The following is a 24,377-nucleotide window of genomic DNA, read 5'->3' as shown; positions in this document are numbered from 1 at the left end:
GAAAACTCGTCCCCTACCCTTGGAGTCTTCCCCAGAAATTTGTAGGGGAGGACTGTGAACTCAGGGGAGAAGTTCTTCCCCCAGATTTTTCGGCACGGGCCGGACTTCCCGGGTCAGCCGGGGCCGGTCAGCGGTGGGTGCATCTCAGCTGTCCGGATAACCGGTGGGATTCCCGGACTGCCAGCGCCAGGTGTCGGCGCACATGTCGTCGATGGTCTTGGTTGCGTACCAACCCAATTCGCTGTTCGCGCGGGTCGGGTCGGCGTAGGAGGCGGCGATGTCGCCGGGGCGTCGGGGTGCGATCTCGTAAGGAATCTCCCGACCACTGGCCCGCTCGAACGCCTTGACCACCTCGAGAACCGAAACACCTTGTCCGGTACCGAGATTCCACGTCGACATGCCGGGTTCGCCACTGCTGACGCGATCGAGCGCGGCGACGTGTCCGGCGGCGAGGTCGTCGACGTGGATGTAGTCGCGCACGCCGGTGCCGTCGGGGGTGTCGTAGTCGTCGCCGAACACCGACAGCTTGTCGCGCCGTCCCACCGCGACCTGCGCGACGAAGGGCATCAGGTTGTTCGGGATGCCGCTCGGGTCCTCGCCGATCTGGCCGCTCGGATGCGCGCCGACCGGGTTGAAGTAGCGCAGCGCGGCTATCCGCAGGGTGGGGTCGGCGGCAGCCACGTCACCCAGGATCTGCTCGATCATCACCTTGGTCCAGCCGTACGGATTAGTCGCCGACGTCGGCAGATCCTCGGTCATCGGCAGCTTGGGCTCGGCGCCGTACACGGTGGCCGACGACGAGAAGACCAGGGTGTGCACGTCGTGCCGATGCATCGCCCGCAGCAGCGAGAACGTGGTGCCGAGGTTGTTTTGGTAGTAGTCCAGCGGCTTGGCCACCGACTCGCCGACCGCTTTGTAGCCCGCGAAGTGGATCACCGCGTCGATCGGTTCGTGGGCGAAGAAGTGTTCGGTCTTGTCGGTGTCGGCGAGGTCGAACGCATGCACGGGGATCGACGTGTCGGTCAGGGCCTCGAGGCGCCCGATGACGGTCGGCTTGGCGTTGCTGAAGTCGTCGACGATCACCACGTCGTGGCCGGCGTCGATCAGCCGGATCACCGTATGCGAGCCGATGTATCCGGCACCGCCACTCACAAGAACACGCATAGCGACCACCGTAGGCGGGAAACCTGGGAGCCGACCGTACAGAGCCTGTGTTGTGCGCTGCATTTTCCGTCCCTGCATTGCACATTCGATATCACGAATAGTGACTTCGCGATTCGATAGTGGCAGGGTGTACTGCGGTGCTCGTGGGGGCGGGCCGGATCGATAGAAGACGACCCGGGTGGGAGAGTATGTCGCGAACCGACGTGTGGTTTGTTTCGGGTGGGGTCCGCTGTGCGGCCTGGTTGTACATGCCGGACGAGTCGGCCGAGCCGCCACCCATTGTGGTGATGGCACACGGTCTCGGTGCGGTGCGCCAGATGCGCCTCGACGCCTTCGCGGATCGTTTCACCGCCGAGGGTTACGCGTGCCTGGTATTCGACTACCGGCATTTCGGCGACAGCGCCGGACGACCGCGACAGCTGCTCTCGATCCGACGCCAGCTCGACGACTGGGCCGCCGCCATTGCCTACGCGCGCTCGCTCGACAACGTCGACGGCTCGCGGGTGGTGCTCTGGGGCACGTCCTTCGGCGGCGGGCACGTGATGGTCGCAGGCCATCGCGATGGCGCCGTCGCCGCCGTGATCGCGCAGTGCCCGTTCACGAGCGGTGTGTCGTCGACCCTGGCCATGGAGCCGTTGACCTCGGTTCGGGTGACCGGTCGTGCCTTGGCCGACGTGGCGTCGATGCTGGTCCGGCGGGAGCCGGTGACGGTTGCGCTGGCCGGCGAGCCGGGTTCGGTCGCGCTGATGACCGCATCCGACGTGGTGCCCGGCTACCTGCCGCTGGTGCCCGACGGTCTGCCGTTCACCAACGCCGTCGCCGCCCGCGTCGGCCTGACCATCCCGCTGCACACGCCCGGGCGTGCGCTCCGCAAGCTTACGTGCCCGACGCTGGTGTGTGCGTGCGACCGGGACACGGTCGCACCAGTGAAGCCGACGGTGAAGTACGCGTCGCAGAACCCCAACGTACGGCTGCGGCGCTACGACGAGGGCCACTTCGACATCTACGTCGGCGACGGATTCGAGAAGGTGACCACCGACCAGATCGCGTTCCTGCGCGACGTGGTTCCGATCAGCCGGTGACGCGCTCGGTGACCGCGTAGTTGGCCTCCACCGACTCCTTGCCCGGCTGCCACCACCCGGTGTTGTCCCGGTACCAGTCGATGGTTGCCGACAACCCGCTCCGGAAGTCGAGATACCGTGGCTGCCAACCGAGTTCGGTGCGCAGGCGGGTGGAGTCGATGGCGTAACGACGATCGTGGCCGGGCCGGTCGGTGACGAAATCGAAGGCGTCGGCGGGCTGACCCAGCAACTCGAGGATGGTTTCGACGACGGTGCGGTTGTCGACCTCACCGTCGGCGCCGATCAGGTAGGTCTCGCCGATCTGGCCCTTGTCGATGATCGTCCACACCGCGTCGTTGTGGTCGTCGACGTGAATCCAGTCGCGCACGTTGCGGCCGTCACCGTAGAGCTTGGGCCGAATCCCGCTGAGCACGTTGGTGATCTGGCGCGGGATGAACTTCTCGATGTGCTGGTACGGGCCGTAGTTGTTGGAGCAGTTGGAGATGGTCGCGGCCGCCCCGAACGATCGCACCCAGGCGCGGACCAGCAGGTCGCTGCCCGCCTTGGTGGACGAATACGGGCTCGACGGGTTGTAGGCCGTCTGCTCGGTGAATCGCGCCGGGTCGTCGAGTTCGAGGTCGCCGTAGACCTCGTCGGTGCTGATGTGGTGATACCGGACACCGTGTCGGCGAACCGCTTCCAGCAGCGTGTAGGTGCCGACGAGGTTGGTCTGCACGAAAGCAGACGGATCGGCCAGCGAATTGTCGTTGTGCGACTCCGCCGCGAAATGAACCACCAGGTCGGACTCGGCGACCAGACGATCGACCAGTTCGGCATCGGCGACATCGCCCTGCACCAGTTCGACGCGGTCCGCCACCGGGGCCAGGGTCTCGGGATTGGCGGCGTAGGTGAGTTTGTCGAGCACGCGCAACGTCGCGTCCGGCCGGGTCGCGAGCGTACGGAGCACGAAGTTCGCTCCGATGAACCCGGCCCCACCCGTTACAAGAACACGCATGCTGCCACACTCTACCGGCGCGATTAGGGTGGTGAGCATGCGCGGAATCATTCTGGCCGGGGGCACCGGGAGCCGTCTGCACCCGATCACCCAGGGTGTGAGCAAGCAACTCGTACCCGTCTACGACAAGCCGATGATCTATTACCCGCTGTCGACGCTGATGCTGGCGGGAATCCGCGACGTCCTCATCATCACCACGCCGCACGACGCGTCCGCATTCCAGGGACTGCTGGGCGACGGCGGCCAGTTCGGTATCAATCTGTCGTATATGACGCAGGCGTCACCGGACGGGCTCGCGCAGGCCTTCGTGCTCGGTGCCGACCATATCGGCAACGACTCGGTAGCACTCGTGTTGGGCGACAACATCTTCTACGGTCCGGGCCTCGGTTCGCAGTTGCAGGGATTCGAAAACGTCGACGGCGGTGCGATTTTCGCGTACTGGGTGGCCAACCCGACCGCCTACGGTGTCGTCGACTTCGACGAGAACGGCGTCGCTCGCTCGCTGCAGGAGAAGCCGGAGCATCCGAAGTCCAATTTCGCGGTACCGGGACTCTACTTCTACGACAACGACGTCGTGGACATCGCGCGCAATCTGAAACCAAGCGCCCGTGGCGAATACGAGATCACCGACGTCAACGCCCACTACCTCGAACGTGGGAAGCTGTCGGTCAAGGTGTTGCCGCGCGGCACTGCGTGGCTCGACACCGGAACATTCGACTCCCTGCTCGACGCCGGCAACTTCGTGCGCACCGTCGAGCAGCGGCAGGGCCTCAAGATCGCCGTGCCCGAAGAGATTGCGTGGCGTCGCGGATTCATCGACGACGACGAGTTGCGGGTGCGGGCGGAGAAGCTGCGCAAGTCCGGGTACGGGGACTACCTGCTCGAATTGCTCGAACGCGGAAAGGGTTTCTAGTGAAGGTACGTCCGCTGGCTATCGACGGCGCCTGGGAACTGACCCCGGTCCAGCATGGCGACGCGCGTGGGTTGTTCGCCGAGGCGTTCAAGGCCGACCTGCTCGCCGAGGTCATCGGGCACCGCTTCGACCTCGCCCAGGTCAATCTGTCGGTGTCGGCGGCCGGGGTGCTGCGCGGCGTGCACTTCGCCGACGTCCCGCCCGGCCAGGCCAAGTACGTGACCTGCGCGTCGGGTGCGATCCTCGACGTCATCGTCGACATTCGGGTCGGCTCGCCGACGTTCGGCACCTACGACACCGTTCTTCTCGACGATGCCGACCGTCGTGCGGTCTACCTCGCGGAGGGCCTCGGTCACGCATTCTGCGCGCTGGCCGACCACTCGACCGTCACCTACCTGTGCTCGACCGGCTACAACCCGTCCGCCGAGCACGGCATCAACCCACTCGACCCCGCGCTCGGCATCGAGTGGCCGACGCTCGGGCGCGACGGGACACCCCTGACGTACGAGTTGTCCGGCAAGGACACCGCCGCGCCGAGCCTGGCGGAAGCACGTGACTCCGGGCTCCTGCCGTCCTACGACGACGTCACCGCATATCTCCGGTCGCTCGCCGAATAGGCGCCACTACTCAGGGACATCGCGACTACTCAGGGACATCGCGGGGTAGGTGATCCGACACCGCCGCAACGGGCGCGGTCGCGCCCAGGTCGGGTACTCGACTACTCGCGCTGGGTTGCGCACACGAGCCTAGCGTTGGTGTTCACCAGACCGATGGTGCGCGTCGACGGTAGGGCTCGACGGAGATCCTTCGGCTGACAGCCGAGAGGAAACCTGTTGTCATGAACCATAATTCGTTGCATTGCATCCTGTCTCCCGACATCTTGCGTGCCGTTGCGCGCGACGCGTCGCCGGAGGATTCGGCGCGCATTCTGCGCACGCTCGAGATCGACCAATCCTTCCGTTTGGCACGTGCCGAGATCGCCGGGCGGCAGGGTCCCGTCACCCAGATGGCCGCGGTGGCCGAGGTAGGTGGGGTGCCGCACCGCACAATCTACGACCAGGCGCATTCGCAGCAGACCACACCCGGCAAGCTCGTCCGCGCCGAGGGGGATCCGGCGTCCGCCGATCCGTCCGTGAACGCCGCCTACGACAACTTCGGCCTCACCTACAAGTTCTTCCAGGAAGTGTTCTCCCGGGATTCGATCGACGGTCAGGGCATGCCGATCCGAGCGCTGGTGCACTACGGCAACGACTACGACAACGCATTCTGGGACGGTCAGGGATCAATGTTCTTCGGTGATGGCGGCGCGATGCTGACCGATACCACACAGGGACTCGATGTGATCGGCCACGAGCTGACGCACGGCGTCACGCAGGTCGAGGCCAATCTGATCTACTCCGGACAATCCGGGGCGCTCAACGAGTCGATGTCCGACGTCTTCGGTTCGCTGGTCAAGCAGTATCACCTCGGCCAGAGCGCCGATCAGGCCGACTGGTTGATCGGCGCCGACATCGTCGGCCCGCTGCTCCAGCCGGCCCTGCGTTCGATGAAGGCTCCCGGAACCGCGCACGCGCACGACAATCAGCCCGCCGACATGGGCTCCTACGTACAGACCATGGCCGACAACGGTGGCGTGCACATCAATTCGGGAATCCCCAACAAGGCGTTCCATGTGGTCGCCACAAGCCTCGACGGGCCGGCGTGGAAAGCGGCCGGGCAGATCTGGTACGACGCGCTGACCAATCCGCGGCTCAAGCCCAACGCCACCTTCACGTCGTTCGCCGCGATCACTCTCAACCAGGCACGCATCCGCTACGGAACCACGAGTTCGGAGGCCGGCGCGGTGCAGGCCGGTTGGGACGCGGTCAAGGTGCCGCTCCACTGATCTACGGTGGAGAGCATGGCGACTCCCGTACACATCGAATACCGCAGATCGGGTGGACTTGCAGGAATTGACATGACAACTGCCGTAGACAGTCACGAGCTGTCCCCCGAGTACGCCGGTGTCGCAGCGGATCTCATTGCGAACGAATCCGCCCCGGCCGACACCTCGACCGGCGTACCCGACGGGTACAGCTACGAACTGACTCTCACCGAGGGGTCGGAGAGCCGCGTGTACCGCTGGCAGGATCCCCATGTCCCCGAAGCGGTCCGGCCGTTGCTCGACGCCCTGGCGGCTCGAGCCCGACCGGCACCGCCGCGCTGACACCGGCCACTCCGTGGGGAATCTGTACTCCTGCGCCCCACGAAATGCGCTGTGCACTCGGCTCGGCTGCCAGGTACAGATTTGCCGCAGGCCGCGATGGTCGCGGCTCGACGATCAGTCGCGCGATTCGACGTCGTGCGGCGGTTCGGCATTCTGCAGCGCGATGGCCCGGGCGAGTCGGGCGTAGCGGACCTCGAGGTCGCGGAAGCGGAGATACGTCGACACGGTGGTGAAGGCGAACGCGATGACCAGCAGGAACAGCACCAGGTCGAGGCCGCGCTGAATGCCCAGTTTGTTGGCCACCCACGTCACGTCGTCCTGGCGCAGCATCGCGTAGGCGCCGAAGACCACGAAGGCGACGAACAGGAGCTTCACCCCGGCCGACGCCCGGGCAGTGCCACGGTTGACGACGAAGAAGCCGACCAGGGCGACGATGCCGAGGATTGCGAGAATCTGGAACCAGATCACCGAGTCACTTCCTCATCCGCGTGTGAAACAGACCGTCGGCGACGATGTTCACCCCGTTGATCAACGACTGTCCCTTGCCGCGCGAGTACTCGGTGTAGAGGATCGTCACCGGTTGTTCGGCCACCCGCCAGTGGTGGTGGTCGATCAGCGCGACGAACTCCGACGCGTGACTCATGCCGCTCATCAGCAGGTCGAGTTGGTCGGCGACCGTCTTGTTGAAGGCGCGAAGTCCGTTGTGCGCGTCGGTGAGGCCCAGCCGACGGGTGCGTGGACTGAGAAAGACGATGGTGCGCAACGCCATTCGTCGTAGCGGCGGCACGGACTCGCTGCGGCCGTCGGCGAAGCGGGTGCCCACGATGATGTCGATCGGCTCGGTGCGCAGGCGGGCGATCATCGCCGCGACGTCGTCGACCTGATGTTGGCCGTCGGCGTCGAAGGTGACGAAGTAGCGCGCGCCGGGTTGTGCCCGGGCGTATTCGACGCCGGTCTGGATAGCGGCGCCCTGGCCGAGGTTGACCGGGTGCCGGACCAGGCTCACACCGGCGGCCCGGATCTCGGCGACTGAATCGTCGGAACTGCCGTCGTCGACGCACACGATGTTCGGGAAGGTCGCCTTGGCATGGGTCGCGACCTCGCGGATCACCTGCGCCTCGTTGTAGACGGGTATCACCAACCAGACGTCGTCGTTGGTGGTCGCAGCCATGGCCGTAACCCTATCCCGCGCCGAGGCACGTCTAGGCTAGTCGGGTGCCGATCGACGTGATGATGCCCTTCTACGGTGACGTCGCACAGTTTCGGCAGGCCGTCACGAGCGTGCTCGCGCAGCACAACCCCGATCTGGTCCTGACCGTCGTCGACGACTGCTATCCCGATGACGCCCCACGAGAGTGGCTGCTCGGCCTGGACGACCCGCGCGTGCGCTACCTCCGTAACGAGACGAACCTCGGCGTCAACGGCAACTTCCGGCGCTGCGTCGACCTCGTCGAGCACGAGTACTTCGTGGTCATGGGTTGCGACGACGTGATGCTGCCCGGGTATCTGGGCAGCGTTCGCGCGTTGGCGGCGGGCAATCCCGACGCGGCGGTGATCGCGCCGGGCGTGGAGGTGATCGACGATCACGACCGTCCGGTCCGACCCTTGGGCGATCGGATAAAAGGAATGCTCGCGCCGTCGCACACGACCGTTCTGCGGGGCGAGAGCCTGGCGACAAGCCTCTACCACGGCAACTGGACGTACTTTCCGTCGCTGCTGTGGCGAACAGATGCGGTGCGCGTGGTCGGGTTCCGACCGGGACTCGAGGTGGTGCTCGACCTCGCACTTCTCGTCGACCTCGCCGCCACCGGTGCGTCGCTGGCCTACGACCCGACCGTCGTGTTCCGCTACCGCCGCCACGAGGCGTCGGTCAGTTCGGTGCAGGCGGTCGACGGTCGACGCTTTGCCGAGGAGAACCGCTTCTTCGCCGACGAGGCCCGACGCTGCGTCGAACTCGGCTGGAATCGTGCGGCGCCCGCCGCACCGGTGCACCCCACGTTCAGATTGCATCACACCCAGGCGCGAGTCGGCGCGACCGTCGCCCGGCTCCGCCGCTGACCGTCAACGGCGAGTTGCGAGACCCGCGAGGTGCACGCCGACACCGACGAGTGGCCCGACGACGAGCGCCGCGCCGACCCGGACCGAGATGTCGAACGGCAGGGTGAGCACGACGATCGACACCAGCGTCGCCACCCACCAACCCGCGGCGTACCAGCGGTGGGCGCCGGCAGCGATCGTCGACGCACCGGTCACGGTCAGCATGGCGAGGAGGGTCGCACCCGTGGTGAGCGCGGCGACCACGCCGCCGCCCAGTCGGAACTCGGCACCGAAGACCGAACTCAGCAGCCACGGCCCGATGACCCAGGCCAACGCCGACCCGATGACACCCACAGCAACGACGACGCCCAGCGGCGCCGCCAACGAAGCCATCAGCCGGTTCCGTGCCTCGACGAAACGGGTGATGAGCACGCCCTGGAAGCTGTTCAGCGGCACCAGAAGTGGTGCGCGGGTGAGCGTGACAGCGAGGATCAGTGCCCCGACCACGCGCTCGTCGTCGGTGTCGCGGTCGAACAGTCCGATCTCGCTGGTCAGCTTGATGAGCACCGGGAAACCCATCACCAGGACCGCGCTCGCGGCGGCGGCGGCCATGGCGGTCAGCGTGTTGGTGGTCAGTCGCCGGTCGGTGACGTCGCCCGGCAACCCGACCGCGCCGCGCGCCGCCGATGAGCCGAGCAGCAGCAGGCACCACGACACCGATCCGATCACCGTGATGAGCAGAAATGCGACGATGCCCCAGCCGAGGGCGACTGCAAGGATCGCGCCGACCAGCCGGATCAGGGCATCGACGGAGAGCAGCGTCGCGAAGGCCGTCCACGACGCGGCGCCCGCGAGCACGCCACACAGATGCGCATACACCGCGAAACTGGCCACGCCGACGGCCAGGAGCAGCGCCGAGAGCCAGCGGTCGGTGGCGAACACCTGCCCGCTCCACAGTGGAGCAGTGATCGCCACCAGCGCGCCGAGCGCGAGTCCGATCGCCACATTGACCTTCAGCGGACGTGACCCGGACGCGCCACGCGACGAATCCGAAGCCGACCCGAGCGCCGACCGCACCGCCCGCGTCGTCTCCTGCAACTGCCCGTTCTGCGCGCCGGTCACCATGCCGTATGCCGCCCAGAACACCGCGAACACGCCGTATCCCGCTGCGCCGAGATGACGTGCCGCGATGAGCAGCACGAGGTACCCGGATGCCGCGGCGATGATGGTGGCGACGGTGACCCGGCCGAGGGTGCCGGCCATCGACCCTTCTTCGGCTCCGTCCTGTTTCATGGTGCGGCTGTCATGGTGCGGCTCTCATGTCGCGGCGAACGTCAGGCCGGGCCCGGATACGGCGGCAGCGCAGGAGTGAAGAGCCACGCATCCCACAGCGGATTGAGCGAGGTGGTCGAGAAGTTCGCGGCGAGTGCGATGAAGTCCTCGGTGGTCACCGACCCGTAGCGGTATTTGTCGGTCCACCGGTGCAACAGCGCGAAGAAGTTGCCGTCGCCGATCGTCAGTCGCAATGCATGCAGGGTCATCGCGCCGCGCTTGTACACCCAGTCGTCGAACATCTTTCGCGGACCGGGGTCGGCGAGCGGAACCCGCACCGGCGCGGCCGCGAGTTTGGCGTAGTAGTGGCGTGCCCATTCGTCGGCGCTGCGTCCGCCCGACCGCTGACTCCACAACCATTCGGCGTAGCAGGCGAAACCCTCGTGCAGCCAGATGTCGCGCCACCGCGCGAGAGTGACCGAGTTGCCGAACCATTGGTGGGCGAGTTCGTGTGCGACGAGGCGTTCCGCTGTGCGGTGACCGTCGCAGTGATTGGCGCCGAAGGTGGAGAAACTCTGTGCCTCGATGGGGATTTCGAGGTCGTCGTCGGTCACCACGACGGTGTACTGCGGAAAGGGATACGGCCCGAACATCTCGACAAAGGCGTTGACCATCTCGGTCTGCCTGCCGAAGTCGTGGCGAAAGGTTTGCACCAGTCGGGGCGGGACGAGCGCCGACACCGGAATCGGCTTGGTACTCAACGAAACCGGTTTGTACTGGCCGATCTGGATCGACGCGAGGTAGGTGGGCATCGGCTCGACCTGCTGGTACACCCAGGTGGTCTGGCCGGCGCGGGCACGTTTGGACTCGAGCACGCCATTGGCGAGGGCGTGATACGGACTGTCCGTGGTGATGGCGAATCGGTACGGCGCCTTGACGCTCGGGTGGTCGTCGCACGGGAACCACGACGCCGCGCCGTTGGGCTGGTTGGCGCACAGCGCGCCGTCGGACAGTTCCTCCCAGCCGACCTCGCCCCATGGCCCGCGGATCGGCCGCGGTCCACCGTGATAGCGGATGAGGATGGTCAGCGCGCCGCCGGCGGGCACCGCGCTGTCGGGAGTGATCGTGAGTTTGTGACGACGGTGGCTGTAGTGGGCGCGCTTGTCGTTCACGGTCACTCGGTCGACGCGCAGCGACGCGGCCATGTCGAGGGTGAATCGGGCCAGTTCGACGTAGGACGTCGCGGTCAGGGTGGCCACGCCGGTCAGCCGGTTGCTGGCGACCTTGTATTCGAGTTCGAGATCGTAGCGGGAGATGCGATACCCGAGGTTGCCGTTGTGCGGCAGATACGGATCGAGAGTGTCTGCGGGCGTACCGAGAACGGGCTGCCGGGCCGACGCACCACGCGAACCCGAGCCAGACTTTCCCGGCACTGATTCTCCTCTTCCGGTGGTCACGGGTTGATTGCGGTTGTGCCGGCGGCGTCTCGATTGTGTGGAATCGCCACAGTGGATTCGCCCGTCAACCAGACTCAGAGTACCCGCCGACCCCCGGTTGCACCGGTACCGGTCCGGGGATGCGTGAAGACGGTGCGCATGGCTACTGTGGGGAATAATCGGACCGTGGTCCGGTTAAACCATTCGGTCGGGACCGAACCCAAGGAGAGACGTACATGGTCGGCTTCAGCACGGTCGCGCAGTTTCTAGCGCGTTTGATTCTCGGTGTCATCTTCATCGCACACGGCTGGCAGAAACTGCACACCAACGGCATCGATGCCACCGCGACGTTCTTCAAGTCGCTCGATATCCCGATGCCCACGACAGCCGCCTACGTCGCGACGTGGGTCGAGTTGGTCGGCGGGATCTTCCTGATCATCGGACTGCTGCTCCCGCTGGTGGCCGTCCTGCTGATCCTCGACATGCTCGGCGCCATCTATTACGTCCACTGGGACAACGGATTCTGGGCAACCAACGGCGGCTGGGAATGGCCGGCCGCGCTGATCGCCGGACTCCTGGCCGTCGGTTTCGCCCCGTCGGGCCGAGCCGCGGTGGACGGTCTCGTGATGAGTCGCAGGCGGCGATCGCGGGCGACCGTCGACGGCTGATCCTTCGATTGCGATAGAAGCCGACCGTCAGTGCCGTAGATCTGCGCCACCTGGTGACTCAGATCTACGGCACAAGGCGTTCCGGACGTCCGCCTCAGGCGATGGCCAGGCCCTCGCGCGTGATCGCGGCGTCGGATACGGGCAGGCCCGCGATCACGCTGTTCAGCGACGCCAGCAGGTCCGCGCTGTGGCGCAGGCGCACGCCGTCGATGAGCCCGGGTTCGATCATCGCGCTGTAGTCGGCGTCGCGCCGGTAGACCGCGGCGGCGCCCAGCAGTCGCGCGGCCTGCTGCGGGTCGGTGTCCCACAGCGCGTCGGCGGTGGTGAGGTAGAGCCGCAGGGCAGGTGGGTAATCGTGCAGGTGCACCAGCGCCCAGGCCCAATGCTTGGCGACGTCGACGGTGTCGGCCTCGGCGCGTCCGTGGGTCCGCACGTACTTGCCGTGCAGTTCGCTGCACAGCGGCGTGCAATCCGACCACATCTGCAGTTCGGATGTGCATCGCACGCAGTCGTGCAGATTCGACAGATATCTGGGTGAATAGGGCCCTTCCCGTCGCGCACGGATCTCCCGCAGCACCGAGAACTCGGCCAGTGCGTGAGTGTATTCGCCCGCGGAGAGCAAGGCCTGGGCCTCGGCCTGCATTTCCTCGATCACCCTGTGCATTGTCGCCGATCGGGCCTGGTTGATACCCCGATTCGGGCGAACCGATGAGGGATCGTTGTGCGAGGGTGACGGACGCCATGACATTGATGGCGCGGTATCGCCGAGCAGCGAGGGCCCCGGGCATATCGTGAAAGGTATGAACGACATCGGCAGCACACCAGAAGGTTCGGACGGCGAGTACAGCCTCGACGACGACGATCAGCTGCAACCGGGCGACACTCTCGACGACCGCGGCGTCGAAGATGTCCTCGACGAGGGATATTCGCCTCCGGACTTCGCGCCGAAGGGTGCCGTGCACGGGCTCACCGCTCAGGAGATGCGTGAGGGCGAGACCCTCGACGAGCGGCTCGCCGAAGAGGAGCCCGACGTCGGCGCCACCGATCCGCTCGACGACATCGAGGCCGACCGGCGCGACGAATCGAACTGGGAATCACACGAATCCGACAGTGACGACGAGTTCCCCGAGAACGACGAGGTGGGCGCGACCCGCGCGGGACGGCTGATCGCACCGGACGCCGGTTCGGGCATCGACACCGACTCCGACGTGTTCGCCACCGACGCCGGCATCGACGGGGCAGGTGCCTCCGCCGAGGAAGCTGCCGTGCACTACATCGATCCCGACGCGCGACAGTAGGGCTCCTGACCAGCAGTGACGCTGTTTTGTCGGTGGTCTCTGGTGGACTGGGTATGGGTGCGTGTCGCGTCGTTCGTTGCAACGACCGTCGTTGACACGTCCCACCCGCGCGGACACGATGGAAGGTGGAGCTCGACGCCAGTCCGCCGGTATCACCTGTACCGCCGCCTTTGAAACCGTCGCCACCCCGAGGATGCCCAATGAGCATTACCGAGCACGTTTCCACCGATTCGCCCAACGGAGTGACCAGTCCCGGCCTCACGCCGTCTGTCGTTTCACGATTTCTCGACGTGCGGTCGACGACCGACGCGCTGACGGCGAGCCTCTCACCCGAGGACCAGACTCCGCAGTCGATGACCGACGCGAGCCCGGCCAAATGGCATCGCGCCCACGTCACGTGGTTCTTCGAGGAATTCATCCTGCGGCAAGACCCGGACTACGTCGTCTATGACGAGACCTTTCGCTACCTCTTCAACAGCTACTACGAGGCGGTCGGCGCCCGACACCCCCGTCCCGACCGCGGCCTGGTCACCCGGCCCGGCGTCACCGACGTCACGCGCTATCGCGAGTATGTCGACGCCGCGATCGTGTCGGCTCTCGAGCGGGGGCGTCTCGACGCGGCTGCACTGGATCTCGTCGAACTCGGTTGCAATCACGAACAGCAGCATCAGGAACTGATCCTGATGGACATCAAGCACCTGTTCTCCACGCATGCGTTCGCGCCGGTCTACGTCGATCGTGCCCCCGACGAGTCGTCGTCGGCTCATCCGCTGTCGTGGCGTCCGTTCGCCGGAGGCGTGCACGAGATCGGCCATGCCGGAACGGGATTCGCCTACGATAATGAAGGGCCACGGCACCGGGTCTTCCTCGAGGACTTCGAGATCGCCGATCGTGCCGTGACCAATGCCGACTGGCTGGAGTTCATGCACGACGACGGCTACCGCCGGGCCGAGTTCTGGCTGTCCGACGGGTGGGCCCGCATCCGTGAAACCGGTTGGGATGCACCGGGTTACTGGCATCACGACGATGGTGAGTGGTCGACGTTCACGCTGTCGGGCCGACGCCCGGTGGTGCTCGACGAGCCGGTGGCGCACGTGTCCTTCTACGAAGCGGACGCCTACGCGCGTTGGGCGGGTGCCCGATTGCCCACCGAGTTCGAGTGGGAGATCGCCGCGGCGGCAACGGGATCGGTGCGCGGGCAACTGCTCGATCCGGCCCGATGCCACCCGGGGCGGGCCGGGGTCACCATGGTCGGCGACGTGTGGGAGTGGACCGCGAGCGCCTACCTGCCCTACCCGGGATTCGTCCCGGCCAACGGGGCGGTCGGCGAGTACAACGGAAAGTTCATGTCCGACCAGCACGTTCTGCGCGGCGCGAGCGCGGTGACCCCGAAGGGACACGAGCGGATCACGTACCGCAATTTCTTCCCGGCGTCCTCGCGCTGGGTGTTCTCCGGCCTGCGGCTGGCCCGATGACCGTCGAACTCGGCAGTCCGCTCGCGGCCGACGCACTTGCCGGTCTATGGCAAGACCCGCCGACCCTGCCGGTGAAATGGCTCTACGACGAACGCGGCAGCAAGCTGTTCGACGAGATCACCCGACTCCCGGAGTACTACCCCACCCGGCGCGAGACGGCGATCCTGACAGCGCGCGCCGCCGAGATCGCGGCGGTCACCCAGGCCGAGATGATGGTCGAACTGGGGTCGGGCACCTCCACCAAGACGCGGTTGCTGCTCGACGCCTTCGCCGCGCACTGGGAGAAGTGCACCACCCGGCTCCGCTATGTCCCCGTCGACGTCAGCAACGAGATCCTGGGCACGGCAGCGGAGATCCTGTCCATCGACTACCCGTCGGTCGACGTGGTTCCGGTGGTCGCAGACTTCACCGAACCGGATCTGCCCCTGCCCGCGGCGTCGGGGCCGCGGGTCGCGGTGTTCCTGGGCGGCACCATCGGCAATTTCTACCCGGAGGACCGCGCCCGGTTCTATCAGCGGCTGGCCGGCTCACTCTCGCCCGGCGACTACTTCCTCATGGGTGCCGATCTCGTCAAAGACACCGGCCGGCTCGTCGCCGCGTACAACGACAAGGCCGGTGTCACAGCCGATTTCAACCGGAACATGATCGAGGTGCTGCGCACCGGACTCGACGCCCGTGGGCTGTACGCCGACGACTTCGACCACATCGCACGCTGGAATCCGGTCGACCACCGCATCGAGATGTGGCTGCGGGCGCGGCGCGACGTCGCTGCGTATTTCGAAGTGCTGCAACGGCCCTGGCGGATCTCTGCGGGAACCGAGATCCTCACCGAGATCAGCACCAAGTTCGACGCCGCCGACCTCGCGTCGGAGTTGGGCGACGCGGGCCTGCCGGTCGTCGCGTCCTGGACCGATCCGGCCGGGGATTTCCTCCTGGTGCTCAGCCGTCGCTGAGTAGCTCGCGCACACGTGGGATCACCTGTGTGCCATAGAGTTCGATGCTGCGCATCAGTTGGGGATGACCAAGTGTGCCGTGTGAGTACTTCAGGTCGAAGCGGCTCAGGCCCAGTGCGGAAACGGTGGCCGCGATCTTGCGCGCCACAGTCTCCGGTGACCCGACGTAGAGGGACCCGCCGGGTCCGGTGGAGCGGTCGAACTCGATCCGCGTCGGCGGTGGCCAGCCACGTTCACGGCCAATACGTGCGACGTAGGTCCGGTAGTGCGGCCACAGTTCTTCACGGGCCTGCTCATCGGTGTCGGCGACGTGACCGGGGGAGTGCACGCCCACCGGGAGCCCGTCGTGCTCGAGTTCACGCAGAGCCCGGTGATAGAGGTCGACGTACGGCTTGAACCGCAACGGGTCGCCGCCGATGATCGCGAGCATCAACGGAAGGCCGTAACTCGCAGCGCGGACAACGGATTCGGGACTCCCGCCGACCGCGATCCACGTGGGCAGGGGTGCGTTCTCCAGTTGCGGGTAGACAATCTGGTCGCGCAGCGGACCCCGCGTCGAACCCGACCAGGTGACCGGCCCACCGCCATGTAAGGCGTCGAACAGTGCCAGTTTGTCGGTGAAGAGTTCCTCGTAGTCGGCGAGGTCGTACCCGAACAGCGGAAACGACTCGGTGAACGAACCGCGACCGAGGATGACCTCGGCGCGGCCCGACGACAGGGCGTCGAGCGTCGAGAACCGTTCGAAAACCCGGATGGGGTCGTCGGAGGACAGCACGGTGACCGCCGAACCGAGACGTATGCGACGGGTGCGGGCGGCGATGGCGCCCAGCACCACCTCCGGCGCCGACACCGCGTAGTCGTCGCGGTGATGCTCCCCGACGCCGAGGAAGTCGACACCCACCTGATCGGCGAGAATTGCCTGGTCGAGCAGGTTGCGCAGCGTCTGCGCACCGGAGATCAGCGAGTCATTCTCGTCGACGGTGACGTCGCCGAAGGTGTCGAGGCCGAGCTCTACGTTCTCTGGAGTTGCCATGTCCTCACCTATACGGGATGAATGTCTGGGCACAAAGCCCTGTTTACGCCGGGCATCTATCGCCTGGTGCCCGAGCGTGTGACATGCTGTTGCCGCAGTCAACGAGCCTCGTTGGCGACCCGACTCTAGAGCAAGAAGGAGCTAGCCCAATGTGGGACTCGTTCTGGGACTTCATCTGGTACACGATCGTCATCTTCGCGTTCGTCGCCTACCTGATCGTCCTCTGGCACATCATCTCCGACCTCTTCCGTGACAAGGCGTCCTCCGGTTGGGCCAAGGCCGCGTGGGTGATCTTCCTGATCATCTTCCCGTACCTGACGGCCATCGTGTATCTCCTCGCCAAGGGCAAGGGGATGGCCGAGCGTCAGCGCGAGGCCTACGCCGAGGCCAAGAAGGCCTCCGATGCCTACATTCAGTCGGTTGCCGGCGCTACGCCCGCACAGCAGATCTCCGAGGCAAAGTCCCTGCTCGACGCGGGTTCGATCACGCCCGAGGAGTTCGAGGCACTGAAGGCCAAAGCGCTCAGCTGACCCAGCTTCAGTTCAAAGGCGCCCACACATTCGATGTGTGGGCGCCTTTGCTTCGCCCTCCGTTGGCTGGCATGCGAGCCTGCCCTCCGCTGGCTAGGTGCGAGCCTGCGAGCCATTAGCCCCCGGCGAGATGACATCGTTGTCTCACCACGCCCTTCGAGGCGAGCAAGCTCGCACCTAGCCAGCGGGCGGGGCGCTTCGGGCAGATCCGTTTATTCAGCTCAAAGCGCGGGGCAACGAGCTCGTCCGGATCAGCGACCCACCCGCCGACCTCGTCGGCGATCGTGGAGGCGGGACGAACGTTGCCGCCCATGCGGCTGGGGAGCTTCCGCGCGGCCGGCACCGCGACAACCAGAGCCGAATTGGAGAATGCGAGTGCTGCAGCAATCGCATTCTCCAACTCAACTCGAGTTCTCACAGCTCGACGCGGGACGTGACCAAACACAAACCCAGGCCGCACCCGACCTGGCCGGTGATGCGCCCCGGGGTGCCCTCAGACCACACCCTGTGCCGAATCGGCCCAACTGTGTGCTGCAGCACACAGATTCTCCAACAGGACACAGAGCGTCTGGACCGCCTCCGCGCGGCAGACTGCGTCTCCCCAGGTCAGCGCGGTGGTCGCTTAACTCTTCGGATCAAGAGTGGCGGATTCTCACCAGGTCGGTGGCGCCGGGAACGGATCCTGCGTACGCCCGACGAGGTCGGCGACGGATTCGATGACCATCGTCGGACGGTACGGGTACATCTCCACCGACGCGGCCGTGGAGATTCCGGACAACACCAGGATCGTCTGCATGCCGGCTTCCATGCCGGAGATGACGTCGGTGTCCATGCGGTCGCCGATCATCAGCGAATGCTCGGAGTGGGCGCCCATGCGTCGCATCGCGGTCCGCATCATCAACGGATTGGGCTTCCCGACGTAGTAGGGTTCGCGGCCGGTCGCCCGGGTGATCAACGCGGCGACCGCACCGGTTGCGGGCAGCGACCCACTCGTCGACGGCCCGGTCGCGTCGGGATTGGTCGCGATGAACCGGGCGCCGCGTTCGACCAGCCGGATGGCCGTGGTGATCGCCTCGAACGAGTAGGTGCGCGTCTCGCCGAGCACCACGTAGTCGGGGTCGGAGTCGGTGATGACGTAGCCGATCTCGTGCAGCGCGGTCGTCAGCCCCGATTCGCCGACCACGTACGCCGTCCCTTCCGGTCGTTGTGATTCCAAGAACCGGGCCGTGGCCAGGGCCGACGTCCAGATCGACTCCTCGGGAATGTCGAGACCGGAGCGCAGAAGCCGGGCGCGTAGATCACGTGGTGTGCGGATCGAGTTGTTGGTGAGCACGGTGAACGGGGTGCCGGCGGATCGCAGTTCGGCGAGGAAGGTGTCGGCGCCGGGGATCAGGTGTTCCTCACGAACCAGCACACCGTCCATGTCCATCAAGTAAGTCCAGTCCATGACAGCCGATTATCGTCGCCCTATGGCACCGGTGGATGAAACAGGGCGCAACCGCCGTCGCACTGACACAATGACTCTCAGCCCGGGGGTCGATCGAGTCGGCACCCACCGATGATCAATGTGGAGCGGATGTGATCGCGTACCTGAGCAAGCGCATCGCGGTGTGGGCCTTGCTGGTGTTCGTGGCCACGAATCTGACGTATTTCCTGGCCAACGCGATGCTCGACCCGCGATCGAACTACGCCGCGCGCCGGCCGCCGCTGCCCGAGCCCTTGGTCGACGCAACGCTGAACTCGTACAACCTCAACGACAAGACGCCGATACTCGAGCGCTGGTGGACGTGGCTGAGTGGAGTTCTCTTCCACTGGGACTGGGGAAAGACGCCCCTCGGGTTGAGCGTCAACGAGCAGATCAGCTTCCGGATGATGTCGTCGGTGCAGTTGCTGGCAGCTGCCACGATCATCTCGACGCTGTTGGGGATCGCGGTCGGCGTCTACACGGCGCTGCGGCAGTACAAGCTGTCCGACCGTGCCTGGCAGTTCGTGTCCCTCGCGTCCATCAACCTGCCGGTGCCGGTCCTCGGCCTCGGCATCGTGCTGCTGGGAATCACAGTCAATCAGGCACTCGGTAACACCGTCGTCTATGTGTCGGGGTCGGAGAGTCTGGGAATCAGCGGGTTCTGGGCGGTCGCCGGCGATCGCGCCCAGCATTTGATCTTGCCGACGCTGACCTTGGTGATCGGCGGCTATGCGGGCCTGCACCTGCTGCAGCGGTCGCTACTGCTCGACACCATCAACTCCGACTACGTCCGTACCGCACGCGCCAAGGGGCTGACGCGGGGACAAGCGGTTCGCAAGCACGCGTTGCGGACCGCGATCATCCCGGTCGCGGTCGGCATCGCGTTCGCGATCCCGGCGGTCTTCACCGGCGCGGTCTTGACCGAGACCATCTTCGCCTGGGAAGGCATGGGCCGCTATTTTGTCAGCTCGATCAACACCAGCGACATCAACGGAGTGGTGGCGGTGGCCGCGTTCGGTGCCGCGGCGACGGCGGTCGGCGCAATCCTGGCCGACATCGCCGTCGTGTATCTCGACCCTCGAGTGCGGGTGAGCTGACATGTCGAGCCTTCCGCAGGAACCGAATCGCACCCGATCGGGCGGCCACGACGCCGCGTCGGTGCCGATCATGGGCGAGAGCGGCGGACTGATCGCCGAAAGCGACAACTCCACTGCCCCGATCGCGCATCGTCGGTCGGGTCGCACCAAGATTCTCGCCAAGCGGTTCATGCGAAACCGGTCGGCGATGGTCGGCCTGGTGATCTTCGTGCTGCTCGTCTTGTTCGCGATGTTCGGTGGGTTGGTGGCCAAGTACTCCTACACCGACGTCGACTTCTTTGCGATCGCGTTGCCGCCGTCGCCGGAGCATTGGTTCGGGACCACCAACGCGGGCAATGACCTGTACGCGCAGGTGGTCCACGGTCTGCAGCGGTCGTTGACCATCGCGATCTGTGTGTCGGTCGGGACCGCGGTGATCGCCGCACTGCTCGGTGGGCTGTCGGCGTACTTCGGGGGATGGGCGCAGCGGATCATCCTGGGCGCCATCTACATCCTGCTTGTGGTGCCGTCGTTCTTGATTCTGGCGTTGGTGTCCACCAGCACCGGTGGCGATTGGCGATGGCTTGTGGTGGTGCTGATCGCGTTCGGTTGGATGATGCTGGCCCGGGTGATCCATTCGATGGCGTTGTCGCTACGCGAACTCGACTACGTCACCGCGGCCAGGTACCTCGGCGTGCCCGCGCTCGTGATCATCGTCCGACATATCCTGCCGAACATGGCGTCGCTACTCGTCCTGAATCTCGCGCTCGGGGTGGTCGCGACGGTGCTCACCGAGACCGGACTGTCGTTCCTCGGTTTCGGCGTCAAGATCCCCGACGTGTCGTTGGGCTCGCTGCTGCAGTCGGGCAGCGGTTCGCTCGAGTCGTCGCCGTGGTTGTTCTGGTTTCCCGCCGGAGCCCTTGCGTTGCTGACCATTTCGATGGCGCTGGTCGCCGACGGGCTGCGCGACGCCTTCGATCCGACGTCCACCAAGGGCGCCGCGTCGTGAGTGGGTGTCGGGGGTGCTGAGGTGAGCGACGTGGTGCTCAAGGTGCGCGACCTGCGTGTGTCCTTCGGCAGCGAAGCCGGTCGGGTGGAGGCCGTTCGTGGGCTGTCGTATGAGCTGCGTTCGGGTAAAACCACGGCGATCGTGGGCGAGTCGGGCTCGGGGAAGTCGGTGTCGGCGATGGCCGTCCTCGGGCTGCTGCCTGACACAGCGCTCATCGACGGATCGGTACGGCTGCGCGATCGGGAGCTGATCGGACTGTCCGACAAGGACATGTCGTCGATACGAGGCCAGGAGATCTCGATGATCTTCCAGGATCCGTTGTCGTCGTTGACGCCGGTGTTCACCGTCGGATCGCAGATCGTCGAGGCTCTGCAGGCACATCAGCGGATCGCGTCGAAGCCGGCGTGGTCGCGCGCGGTGGAACTGCTCGACCTGGTCGGTATTCCCGATCCGGCCAGGCGCGCCAAGGCTTTTCCGCACGAGCTCTCCGGCGGTATGCGACAGCGCGTCATGATCGCGATGGCGATGGCCAACGACCCGGCGGTCATCATCGCCGACGAACCGACCACGGCGCTCGACGTCACGATCCAGGCGCAGATCCTCGACCTGTTGAAGACCGCGCAGCGCGAGACCGGTGCGGCGGTCTTGCTCATCACGCATGACCTCGGGGTGGTGGCCGGCACGGCCGACGACGTCGTGGTGATGTACGCGGGCAGGCCGGTCGAACGCGCCGACGTCGACACGCTCTACCAAGAGCCGCGGATGCCCTACACGATCGGGCTTCTCGGCGCGGTGCCCCGCGTGGACCGCCGCGTCGAGATGCTGACCCCCATCCCCGGTACGCCGCCTGTGCTGATCGACCCGCTCGACGAGTGCATGTTCGCGCCGCGGTGCCCGATCGCCATCGACGATTGCCGGAGCAGCGAGCCGCCGCTGCGGGAGATGTCCGCACACGGCCACGACGCGGCGTGTGTGCGCTCGGGTGAGATCACCGGGGCCGGCACCGTTTCCGGCGAGCCGGTGTTTCCCGTATCAGACGTGTCGTCGTCGGAATCCGCAGTGCCACGTGAGGATCGACCCGTGGTGCTCGACGTCGTCGGGATGCGGAAGTTCTTCCCGCTCACCAGTGGTCTCCTCAAGCGTCGGATCGGCACGGTGCGCGCGGTCAAGGGCGTGAGCTTCGACATCCGCGCCGGCGAGTGCATGGCCATCGTCGGCGAGTCTGGCAGCGGGAAGTCGACGACGCTCCTTGAAGTGATGGACTTCGCGCAGCCTGCCGGCGTGGTGCGAATCGGTGGGGTGGATCCGGCGTCGGTCCGCAAGCGGGCGGCGCGCTCGCTTCGCCAAGACGTCTCGATCGTGTTCCAGGACCCCTCCGAGGCTCTCGATCCGCGTTTCACCGCCTACGACATCGTCGCCGAACCATTACGCGCACTCGGCACTTCACGTTCCGACACCGAGGCCAAAGTGGCCGGACTGTTACGACGAGTGGGCTTGGACCCGGTACATTCGGATCGCTTCCCGGCCGCGTTCTCGGGTGGCCAGCGTCAACGACTCGCCATCGCGCGTGCGCTGGCGACCGATCCGTCACTCATCATTCTCGACGAGCCGTTGTCGGCGCTCGACGTCTCGGTGCAGGCCGACATCGTCAACCTGATCCGGCAATTGCAGTCCGACGGTGATGTTGCCTATCTCGTTGTCGCACACGATCTGTCGGTGGTACGGCACTTGGCCGACCGGGTCGCGGTGATGTACTTGGGCGAGTTCGTGGAGGTCGGCGACACCGATCGTGTCTTCGACAACCCGGCCCACCCCTACACGCGCGCGTTGCTGTCGGCGGTGCCGATCCCCGACCCGGCCGCCGAACGCGCCCGCACGCCGATCGTGCTGAGCGGCGAGCAGCCGAGCCCCACCGCCGAGATCGTGGGCTGCAGTTTCACCGGGCGATGCCCGCTGTATGCAACACTCGACGACGAGCGCCAAACCCGGTGCCGGAGCCATCACCCGGAGCTGCGCGTCATCGGTGACGCCGACGACCACGCAGCGTCCTGTCATTTCATGGAGGTCAGCGTATGAGGGGTTCGGGCAAGAGCGGCTTGGGTAAGACACGGCTGTTGGTCCTGCTGGCCGCGGCGTGCATGGGTGTGGCACTGGTGTCGGCATGCGGGAGTGACTCCGACACCGGCGCTCCCATCTCGGTGACCGGCGCCCAGATCAACGAACAACCGCGCGACAACCTCCGCGAGGGTGGATCGCTCACTACTGCGCTTGTGGAGGTCTCACCGCAGTGGAACACCTTCCAAGCCGACGGCACGGCCTACACGCAGTTGTTGTGGCGTTGGTACAACCCGAACCTGGCGTATTTCTCACCCGACGGCGAGTATCGACCCAACACCGACTTCGTGACGAAGGTGGACAAGACCCTGGTCGACGGCAACACCGTGGTGACCTACACGCTGAACCCCAAGGCGTCCTACAACGACGGCACGCCCTTCGATTACCGCTCCTTCGTGACGACCTGGCAGGCCAACTCCGGTAGAGATGCCCGCTACGTCACGAGTTCGACCGACGGATACGACAAGATCGACTCGGTGACCCGGGGAGTCGACGATCGCCAGGTTGTCGTCCGCTTCAAGGGTGTCTACGCCTGGCCCGACGGGCTGTTCAACAATGTTCTGCACCCAAAGGTCGCAAATCCGGACTTCTACAACAAGGCCTATCTCCAGCAACCCCATCCCGAACTCGGCGCCGGGCCGTACACGATCGCGTCCTACGACCGCAATCAGGGCACCGTCGTGTTTCAACGGAATCCCAAGTGGTGGGGCAATCCCGGGAAGCTCGATCAGCGGGTGTTCCGGCAGATGGAGTCCCAGGCCTCGATCAATGCTTTCCGCAACGGGGAGATCGACGCCACCGGAGTGGGCACCAAAGATCGTTTGGCGCAGGTGAAATCGATGAGTGGCATCGACATTCGGACGTCGGCCACGCCGGCTCAATCCCTGATGGTGATCAACACCGATTCGCCGATCCTCGCCGATGTCCGAGTTCGTGAGGCGATCATGCGCGGCACCGACCGGGCGACGCTGGCGAAGATCGAGTTCAACGGGCTCAATTACTCGGAGCCACTCCCCGGCTCGTTGTTGCTCTACTCTTTCGAGAAAGGCTATGAGGACAACCTTTCCGGCGTAGTCGACTTCAATGCCGACCAGGCCAAACAGCTTCTCGACCGGGCGGGTTGGACGGTCGGGGGCGACGGCACCCGGACCAAGGACGGTCAGCGGCTGACGCTGACCTTGCCGACGCTCGGCGACGATCCCACCGGGCAGGCCCAAGTGCGGGCCTTGCAAGCGATGTACAAGACCATCGGCGTCGACCTCAACGTGATCCAGCGTCCGTCGTCGGACTTCTCGAAGGTCGTCACCAACAAGGAATTCGACATCTTCCTGATGGGCTTCCAGTCCAGTGATCCGTTCGGAATGGCGTACTTCTGCCAGATCTGGTGCGAGAAGTCATCCTTCAACAAGAGTGGTGCCGGTTCGCCGCAGTTGGACGCCGAGATCGCACGGGTCGGGCAGATCGCCGATCCGGCAGAACAGATCGCGGCGGGAAACAAGGTGGAGCGCACCGCCTTCGCGCAGTACGCGATGCTTCCGTTCACCAACGGGCCCACCATGGTGGCCGTGAAGCAGGGACTCGCGAACTACGGTGCGGGGCAGTTCTTCGTCGGCCCGGTCGAGGACATCGGCTGGCAGAAGTAGGAGGGCGG

24 protein-coding genes are annotated in these 24,377 nt (G+C 65.7%); 15 read left to right on the top strand and 9 right to left on the bottom strand.

Annotated elements, in window-relative coordinates:
* Positions 1 to 144: 144 nt before the first annotated feature.
* Positions 145 to 1,164: a UDP-glucose 4-epimerase GalE gene (gene galE, locus ABZW74_RS01345; RefSeq protein WP_355273143.1), complete on the bottom strand. Its 1,020-nt coding sequence runs from the start codon at positions 1,162 to 1,164 to the stop codon at positions 145 to 147.
* Positions 1,165 to 1,352: 188 nt separating this feature from the next.
* Between galE and ABZW74_RS01340 the strand changes: the two genes are divergently transcribed.
* Entirely contained in the window at positions 1,353 to 2,246 is an 894-nt protein-coding gene (locus ABZW74_RS01340; RefSeq protein WP_355273141.1) for an alpha/beta fold hydrolase, read from the top strand.
* Here ABZW74_RS01340 and rfbB read toward each other — a convergent pair.
* Positions 2,236 to 3,240, bottom strand: coding sequence for a dTDP-glucose 4,6-dehydratase (rfbB, locus tag ABZW74_RS01335; protein ID WP_355273138.1), 1,005 nt, complete (start codon positions 3,238 to 3,240; stop codon positions 2,236 to 2,238). The two genes, ABZW74_RS01340 and rfbB, sit on opposite strands and share 11 nt — an antisense overlap.
* Before the next feature lie 37 nt (positions 3,241 to 3,277).
* Here rfbB and rfbA point away from each other — a divergent pair, with 37 nt between their 5' ends.
* From rfbA to ABZW74_RS01315, 4 genes are all read left to right on the top strand, one after another.
* Positions 3,278 to 4,153: a glucose-1-phosphate thymidylyltransferase RfbA gene (rfbA, locus tag ABZW74_RS01330; RefSeq protein ID WP_240856154.1), complete on the top strand. Its 876-nt coding sequence runs from the start codon at positions 3,278 to 3,280 to the stop codon at positions 4,151 to 4,153.
* Complete coding sequence (gene rfbC / locus ABZW74_RS01325) at positions 4,153 to 4,770, top strand: dTDP-4-dehydrorhamnose 3,5-epimerase (protein ID WP_240856153.1); 618 nt, start codon at positions 4,153 to 4,155, stop codon at positions 4,768 to 4,770. Before rfbA ends, rfbC begins: the two co-directional genes overlap by 1 nt.
* A gap of 221 nt (positions 4,771 to 4,991) precedes the next feature.
* Positions 4,992 to 6,038, top strand: a complete 1,047-nt coding sequence (locus ABZW74_RS01320; protein WP_355273135.1) for a M4 family metallopeptidase — start codon at positions 4,992 to 4,994, stop codon at positions 6,036 to 6,038.
* 15 nt (positions 6,039 to 6,053) lie between these two features.
* The gene (locus ABZW74_RS01315) at positions 6,054 to 6,359 is read left to right on the top strand and encodes a protealysin inhibitor emfourin (protein WP_355273132.1); all 306 of its coding nucleotides are present in this window, start codon (positions 6,054 to 6,056) and stop codon (positions 6,357 to 6,359) included.
* A 114-nt stretch (positions 6,360 to 6,473) separates the two neighbouring features.
* On the opposite strand, the gene ABZW74_RS01310 is transcribed toward ABZW74_RS01315, so the two are convergent.
* Complete coding sequence (locus ABZW74_RS01310) at positions 6,474 to 6,827, bottom strand: DUF2304 domain-containing protein (protein WP_355273129.1); 354 nt, start codon at positions 6,825 to 6,827, stop codon at positions 6,474 to 6,476.
* 4 nt (positions 6,828 to 6,831) lie between these two features.
* Positions 6,832 to 7,530 carry a glycosyltransferase family 2 protein gene (locus tag ABZW74_RS01305; RefSeq protein WP_355273126.1) on the bottom strand — a complete coding sequence of 233 codons (699 nt, stop codon included), beginning with the start codon at positions 7,528 to 7,530 and terminating at the stop codon, positions 6,832 to 6,834.
* Positions 7,531 to 7,574: 44 nt separating this feature from the next.
* On the opposite strand from ABZW74_RS01305, the gene ABZW74_RS01300 reads away from it, so the two are divergent.
* Positions 7,575 to 8,417, top strand: a complete 843-nt coding sequence (locus ABZW74_RS01300) for a glycosyltransferase family 2 protein (protein ID WP_355273123.1) — start codon at positions 7,575 to 7,577, stop codon at positions 8,415 to 8,417.
* Positions 8,418 to 8,420: 3 nt separating this feature from the next.
* Here the strand turns inward: ABZW74_RS01300 and ABZW74_RS01295 are convergent, their stop codons facing one another.
* Positions 8,421 to 9,689, bottom strand: a complete 1,269-nt coding sequence (locus tag ABZW74_RS01295; RefSeq protein WP_355273120.1) for a polysaccharide biosynthesis protein — start codon at positions 9,687 to 9,689, stop codon at positions 8,421 to 8,423.
* A 41-nt stretch (positions 9,690 to 9,730) separates the two neighbouring features.
* On the bottom strand, positions 9,731 to 11,101 hold the full coding sequence (locus tag ABZW74_RS01290; RefSeq protein ID WP_240856146.1) for a M1 family metallopeptidase: 1,371 nt from the start codon (positions 11,099 to 11,101) through the stop codon (positions 9,731 to 9,733).
* A 239-nt stretch (positions 11,102 to 11,340) separates the two neighbouring features.
* Here ABZW74_RS01290 and ABZW74_RS01285 point away from each other — a divergent pair, with 239 nt between their 5' ends.
* On the top strand, positions 11,341 to 11,772 hold the full coding sequence (locus ABZW74_RS01285; protein WP_355273116.1) for a DoxX family protein: 432 nt from the start codon (positions 11,341 to 11,343) through the stop codon (positions 11,770 to 11,772).
* A 94-nt stretch (positions 11,773 to 11,866) separates the two neighbouring features.
* Here ABZW74_RS01285 and ABZW74_RS01280 read toward each other — a convergent pair whose 3' ends face one another.
* Positions 11,867 to 12,436, bottom strand: coding sequence for a hypothetical protein (locus ABZW74_RS01280; protein WP_240856144.1), 570 nt, complete (start codon positions 12,434 to 12,436; stop codon positions 11,867 to 11,869).
* A 136-nt stretch (positions 12,437 to 12,572) separates the two neighbouring features.
* On the opposite strand from ABZW74_RS01280, the gene ABZW74_RS01275 reads away from it, so the two are divergent.
* The 3 genes from ABZW74_RS01275 to egtD all read left to right on the top strand — a co-directional run bounded on the left by ABZW74_RS01275 (position 12,573) and on the right by egtD (position 15,498).
* A complete protein-coding gene (locus ABZW74_RS01275; RefSeq protein WP_240856143.1) occupies positions 12,573 to 13,070 on the top strand; it encodes a DUF5709 domain-containing protein in 498 nt (165 codons plus the stop codon).
* Positions 13,071 to 13,270: 200 nt separating this feature from the next.
* Positions 13,271 to 14,545: an ergothioneine biosynthesis protein EgtB gene (gene egtB / locus ABZW74_RS01270; RefSeq protein ID WP_240856142.1), complete on the top strand. Its 1,275-nt coding sequence runs from the start codon at positions 13,271 to 13,273 to the stop codon at positions 14,543 to 14,545.
* Positions 14,542 to 15,498 (top strand): L-histidine N(alpha)-methyltransferase, encoded by a 957-nt coding sequence (egtD, locus tag ABZW74_RS01265; protein ID WP_240856141.1) that lies wholly within the window; start codon positions 14,542 to 14,544, stop codon positions 15,496 to 15,498. The genes egtB and egtD overlap by 4 nt, the downstream gene beginning before the upstream one ends.
* On the opposite strand, the gene ABZW74_RS01260 is transcribed toward egtD, so the two are convergent.
* Entirely contained in the window at positions 15,485 to 16,531 is a 1,047-nt protein-coding gene (locus ABZW74_RS01260) for an LLM class flavin-dependent oxidoreductase (RefSeq protein ID WP_355273111.1), read from the bottom strand. The two genes, egtD and ABZW74_RS01260, sit on opposite strands and share 14 nt — an antisense overlap.
* Positions 16,532 to 16,680: 149 nt before the next feature.
* Between ABZW74_RS01260 and ABZW74_RS01255 the strand changes: the two genes are divergently transcribed.
* Complete coding sequence (locus ABZW74_RS01255; protein WP_240856139.1) at positions 16,681 to 17,061, top strand: PLDc N-terminal domain-containing protein; 381 nt, start codon at positions 16,681 to 16,683, stop codon at positions 17,059 to 17,061.
* Positions 17,062 to 17,713: 652 nt separating this feature from the next.
* Here the strand turns inward: ABZW74_RS01255 and ABZW74_RS01250 are convergent.
* Positions 17,714 to 18,508: an HAD-IIA family hydrolase gene (locus tag ABZW74_RS01250; RefSeq protein ID WP_240856138.1), complete on the bottom strand. Its 795-nt coding sequence runs from the start codon at positions 18,506 to 18,508 to the stop codon at positions 17,714 to 17,716.
* A gap of 131 nt (positions 18,509 to 18,639) precedes the next feature.
* Between ABZW74_RS01250 and ABZW74_RS01245 the strand changes: the two genes are divergently transcribed.
* From ABZW74_RS01245 to ABZW74_RS01230, 4 genes are read left to right on the top strand one after another with little or no spacing between them, the layout of a single operon-like run.
* A complete protein-coding gene (locus tag ABZW74_RS01245) occupies positions 18,640 to 19,623 on the top strand; it encodes an ABC transporter permease (RefSeq protein WP_355273107.1) in 984 nt (327 codons plus the stop codon).
* A 1-nt stretch (position 19,624) separates the two neighbouring features.
* The gene (locus ABZW74_RS01240; RefSeq protein ID WP_355273104.1) at positions 19,625 to 20,611 is read left to right on the top strand and encodes an ABC transporter permease; all 987 of its coding nucleotides are present in this window, start codon (positions 19,625 to 19,627) and stop codon (positions 20,609 to 20,611) included.
* A 21-nt stretch (positions 20,612 to 20,632) separates the two neighbouring features.
* On the top strand, positions 20,633 to 22,687 hold the full coding sequence (locus ABZW74_RS01235; RefSeq protein WP_355273101.1) for an ABC transporter ATP-binding protein: 2,055 nt from the start codon (positions 20,633 to 20,635) through the stop codon (positions 22,685 to 22,687).
* Positions 22,684 to 24,369 carry an ABC transporter family substrate-binding protein gene (locus ABZW74_RS01230; RefSeq protein WP_355273098.1) on the top strand — a complete coding sequence of 562 codons (1,686 nt, stop codon included), beginning with the start codon at positions 22,684 to 22,686 and terminating at the stop codon, positions 24,367 to 24,369. The genes ABZW74_RS01235 and ABZW74_RS01230 overlap by 4 nt, the downstream gene beginning before the upstream one ends.
* Positions 24,370 to 24,377: the final 8 nt, after the last annotated feature.

The sequence above is a fragment of the Gordonia sp. NPDC003585 genome (assembly GCF_040610755.1).
Taxonomy (GTDB): domain Bacteria; phylum Actinomycetota; class Actinomycetes; order Mycobacteriales; family Mycobacteriaceae; genus Gordonia.
This window is presented reverse-complemented; position numbering and strand designations above follow the sequence as displayed.

What these genes read in the sequence shown, in the direction of transcription:
- galE (WP_355273143.1), bottom strand. Translation starts at nt 1,164, where the DNA reads ATGCGTGTTCTTGTGAGTGGCGGTGCCGGATACATCGGCTCGCATACG.
- ABZW74_RS01340 (WP_355273141.1), top strand. Translation starts at nt 1,353, where the DNA reads ATGTCGCGAACCGACGTGTGGTTTGTTTCGGGTGGGGTCCGCTGTGCG.
- rfbB (WP_355273138.1), bottom strand. Translation starts at nt 3,240, where the DNA reads ATGCGTGTTCTTGTAACGGGTGGGGCCGGGTTCATCGGAGCGAACTTC.
- rfbA (WP_240856154.1), top strand. Translation starts at nt 3,278, where the DNA reads ATGCGCGGAATCATTCTGGCCGGGGGCACCGGGAGCCGTCTGCACCCG.
- ABZW74_RS01320 (WP_355273135.1), top strand. Translation starts at nt 4,992, where the DNA reads ATGAACCATAATTCGTTGCATTGCATCCTGTCTCCCGACATCTTGCGT.
- ABZW74_RS01315 (WP_355273132.1), top strand. Translation starts at nt 6,054, where the DNA reads ATGGCGACTCCCGTACACATCGAATACCGCAGATCGGGTGGACTTGCA.
- ABZW74_RS01305 (WP_355273126.1), bottom strand. Translation starts at nt 7,530, where the DNA reads ATGGCTGCGACCACCAACGACGACGTCTGGTTGGTGATACCCGTCTAC.
- ABZW74_RS01295 (WP_355273120.1), bottom strand. Translation starts at nt 9,689, where the DNA reads ATGAAACAGGACGGAGCCGAAGAAGGGTCGATGGCCGGCACCCTCGGC.
- ABZW74_RS01285 (WP_355273116.1), top strand. Translation starts at nt 11,341, where the DNA reads ATGGTCGGCTTCAGCACGGTCGCGCAGTTTCTAGCGCGTTTGATTCTC.
- ABZW74_RS01280 (WP_240856144.1), bottom strand. Translation starts at nt 12,436, where the DNA reads ATGCACAGGGTGATCGAGGAAATGCAGGCCGAGGCCCAGGCCTTGCTC.
- ABZW74_RS01275 (WP_240856143.1), top strand. Translation starts at nt 12,573, where the DNA reads ATGAACGACATCGGCAGCACACCAGAAGGTTCGGACGGCGAGTACAGC.
- egtB (WP_240856142.1), top strand. Translation starts at nt 13,271, where the DNA reads ATGAGCATTACCGAGCACGTTTCCACCGATTCGCCCAACGGAGTGACC.
- egtD (WP_240856141.1), top strand. Translation starts at nt 14,542, where the DNA reads ATGACCGTCGAACTCGGCAGTCCGCTCGCGGCCGACGCACTTGCCGGT.
- ABZW74_RS01260 (WP_355273111.1), bottom strand. Translation starts at nt 16,531, where the DNA reads ATGGCAACTCCAGAGAACGTAGAGCTCGGCCTCGACACCTTCGGCGAC.
- ABZW74_RS01255 (WP_240856139.1), top strand. Translation starts at nt 16,681, where the DNA reads ATGTGGGACTCGTTCTGGGACTTCATCTGGTACACGATCGTCATCTTC.
- ABZW74_RS01250 (WP_240856138.1), bottom strand. Translation starts at nt 18,508, where the DNA reads ATGGACTGGACTTACTTGATGGACATGGACGGTGTGCTGGTTCGTGAG.
- ABZW74_RS01240 (WP_355273104.1), top strand. Translation starts at nt 19,625, where the DNA reads ATGTCGAGCCTTCCGCAGGAACCGAATCGCACCCGATCGGGCGGCCAC.
- ABZW74_RS01230 (WP_355273098.1), top strand. Translation starts at nt 22,684, where the DNA reads ATGAGGGGTTCGGGCAAGAGCGGCTTGGGTAAGACACGGCTGTTGGTC.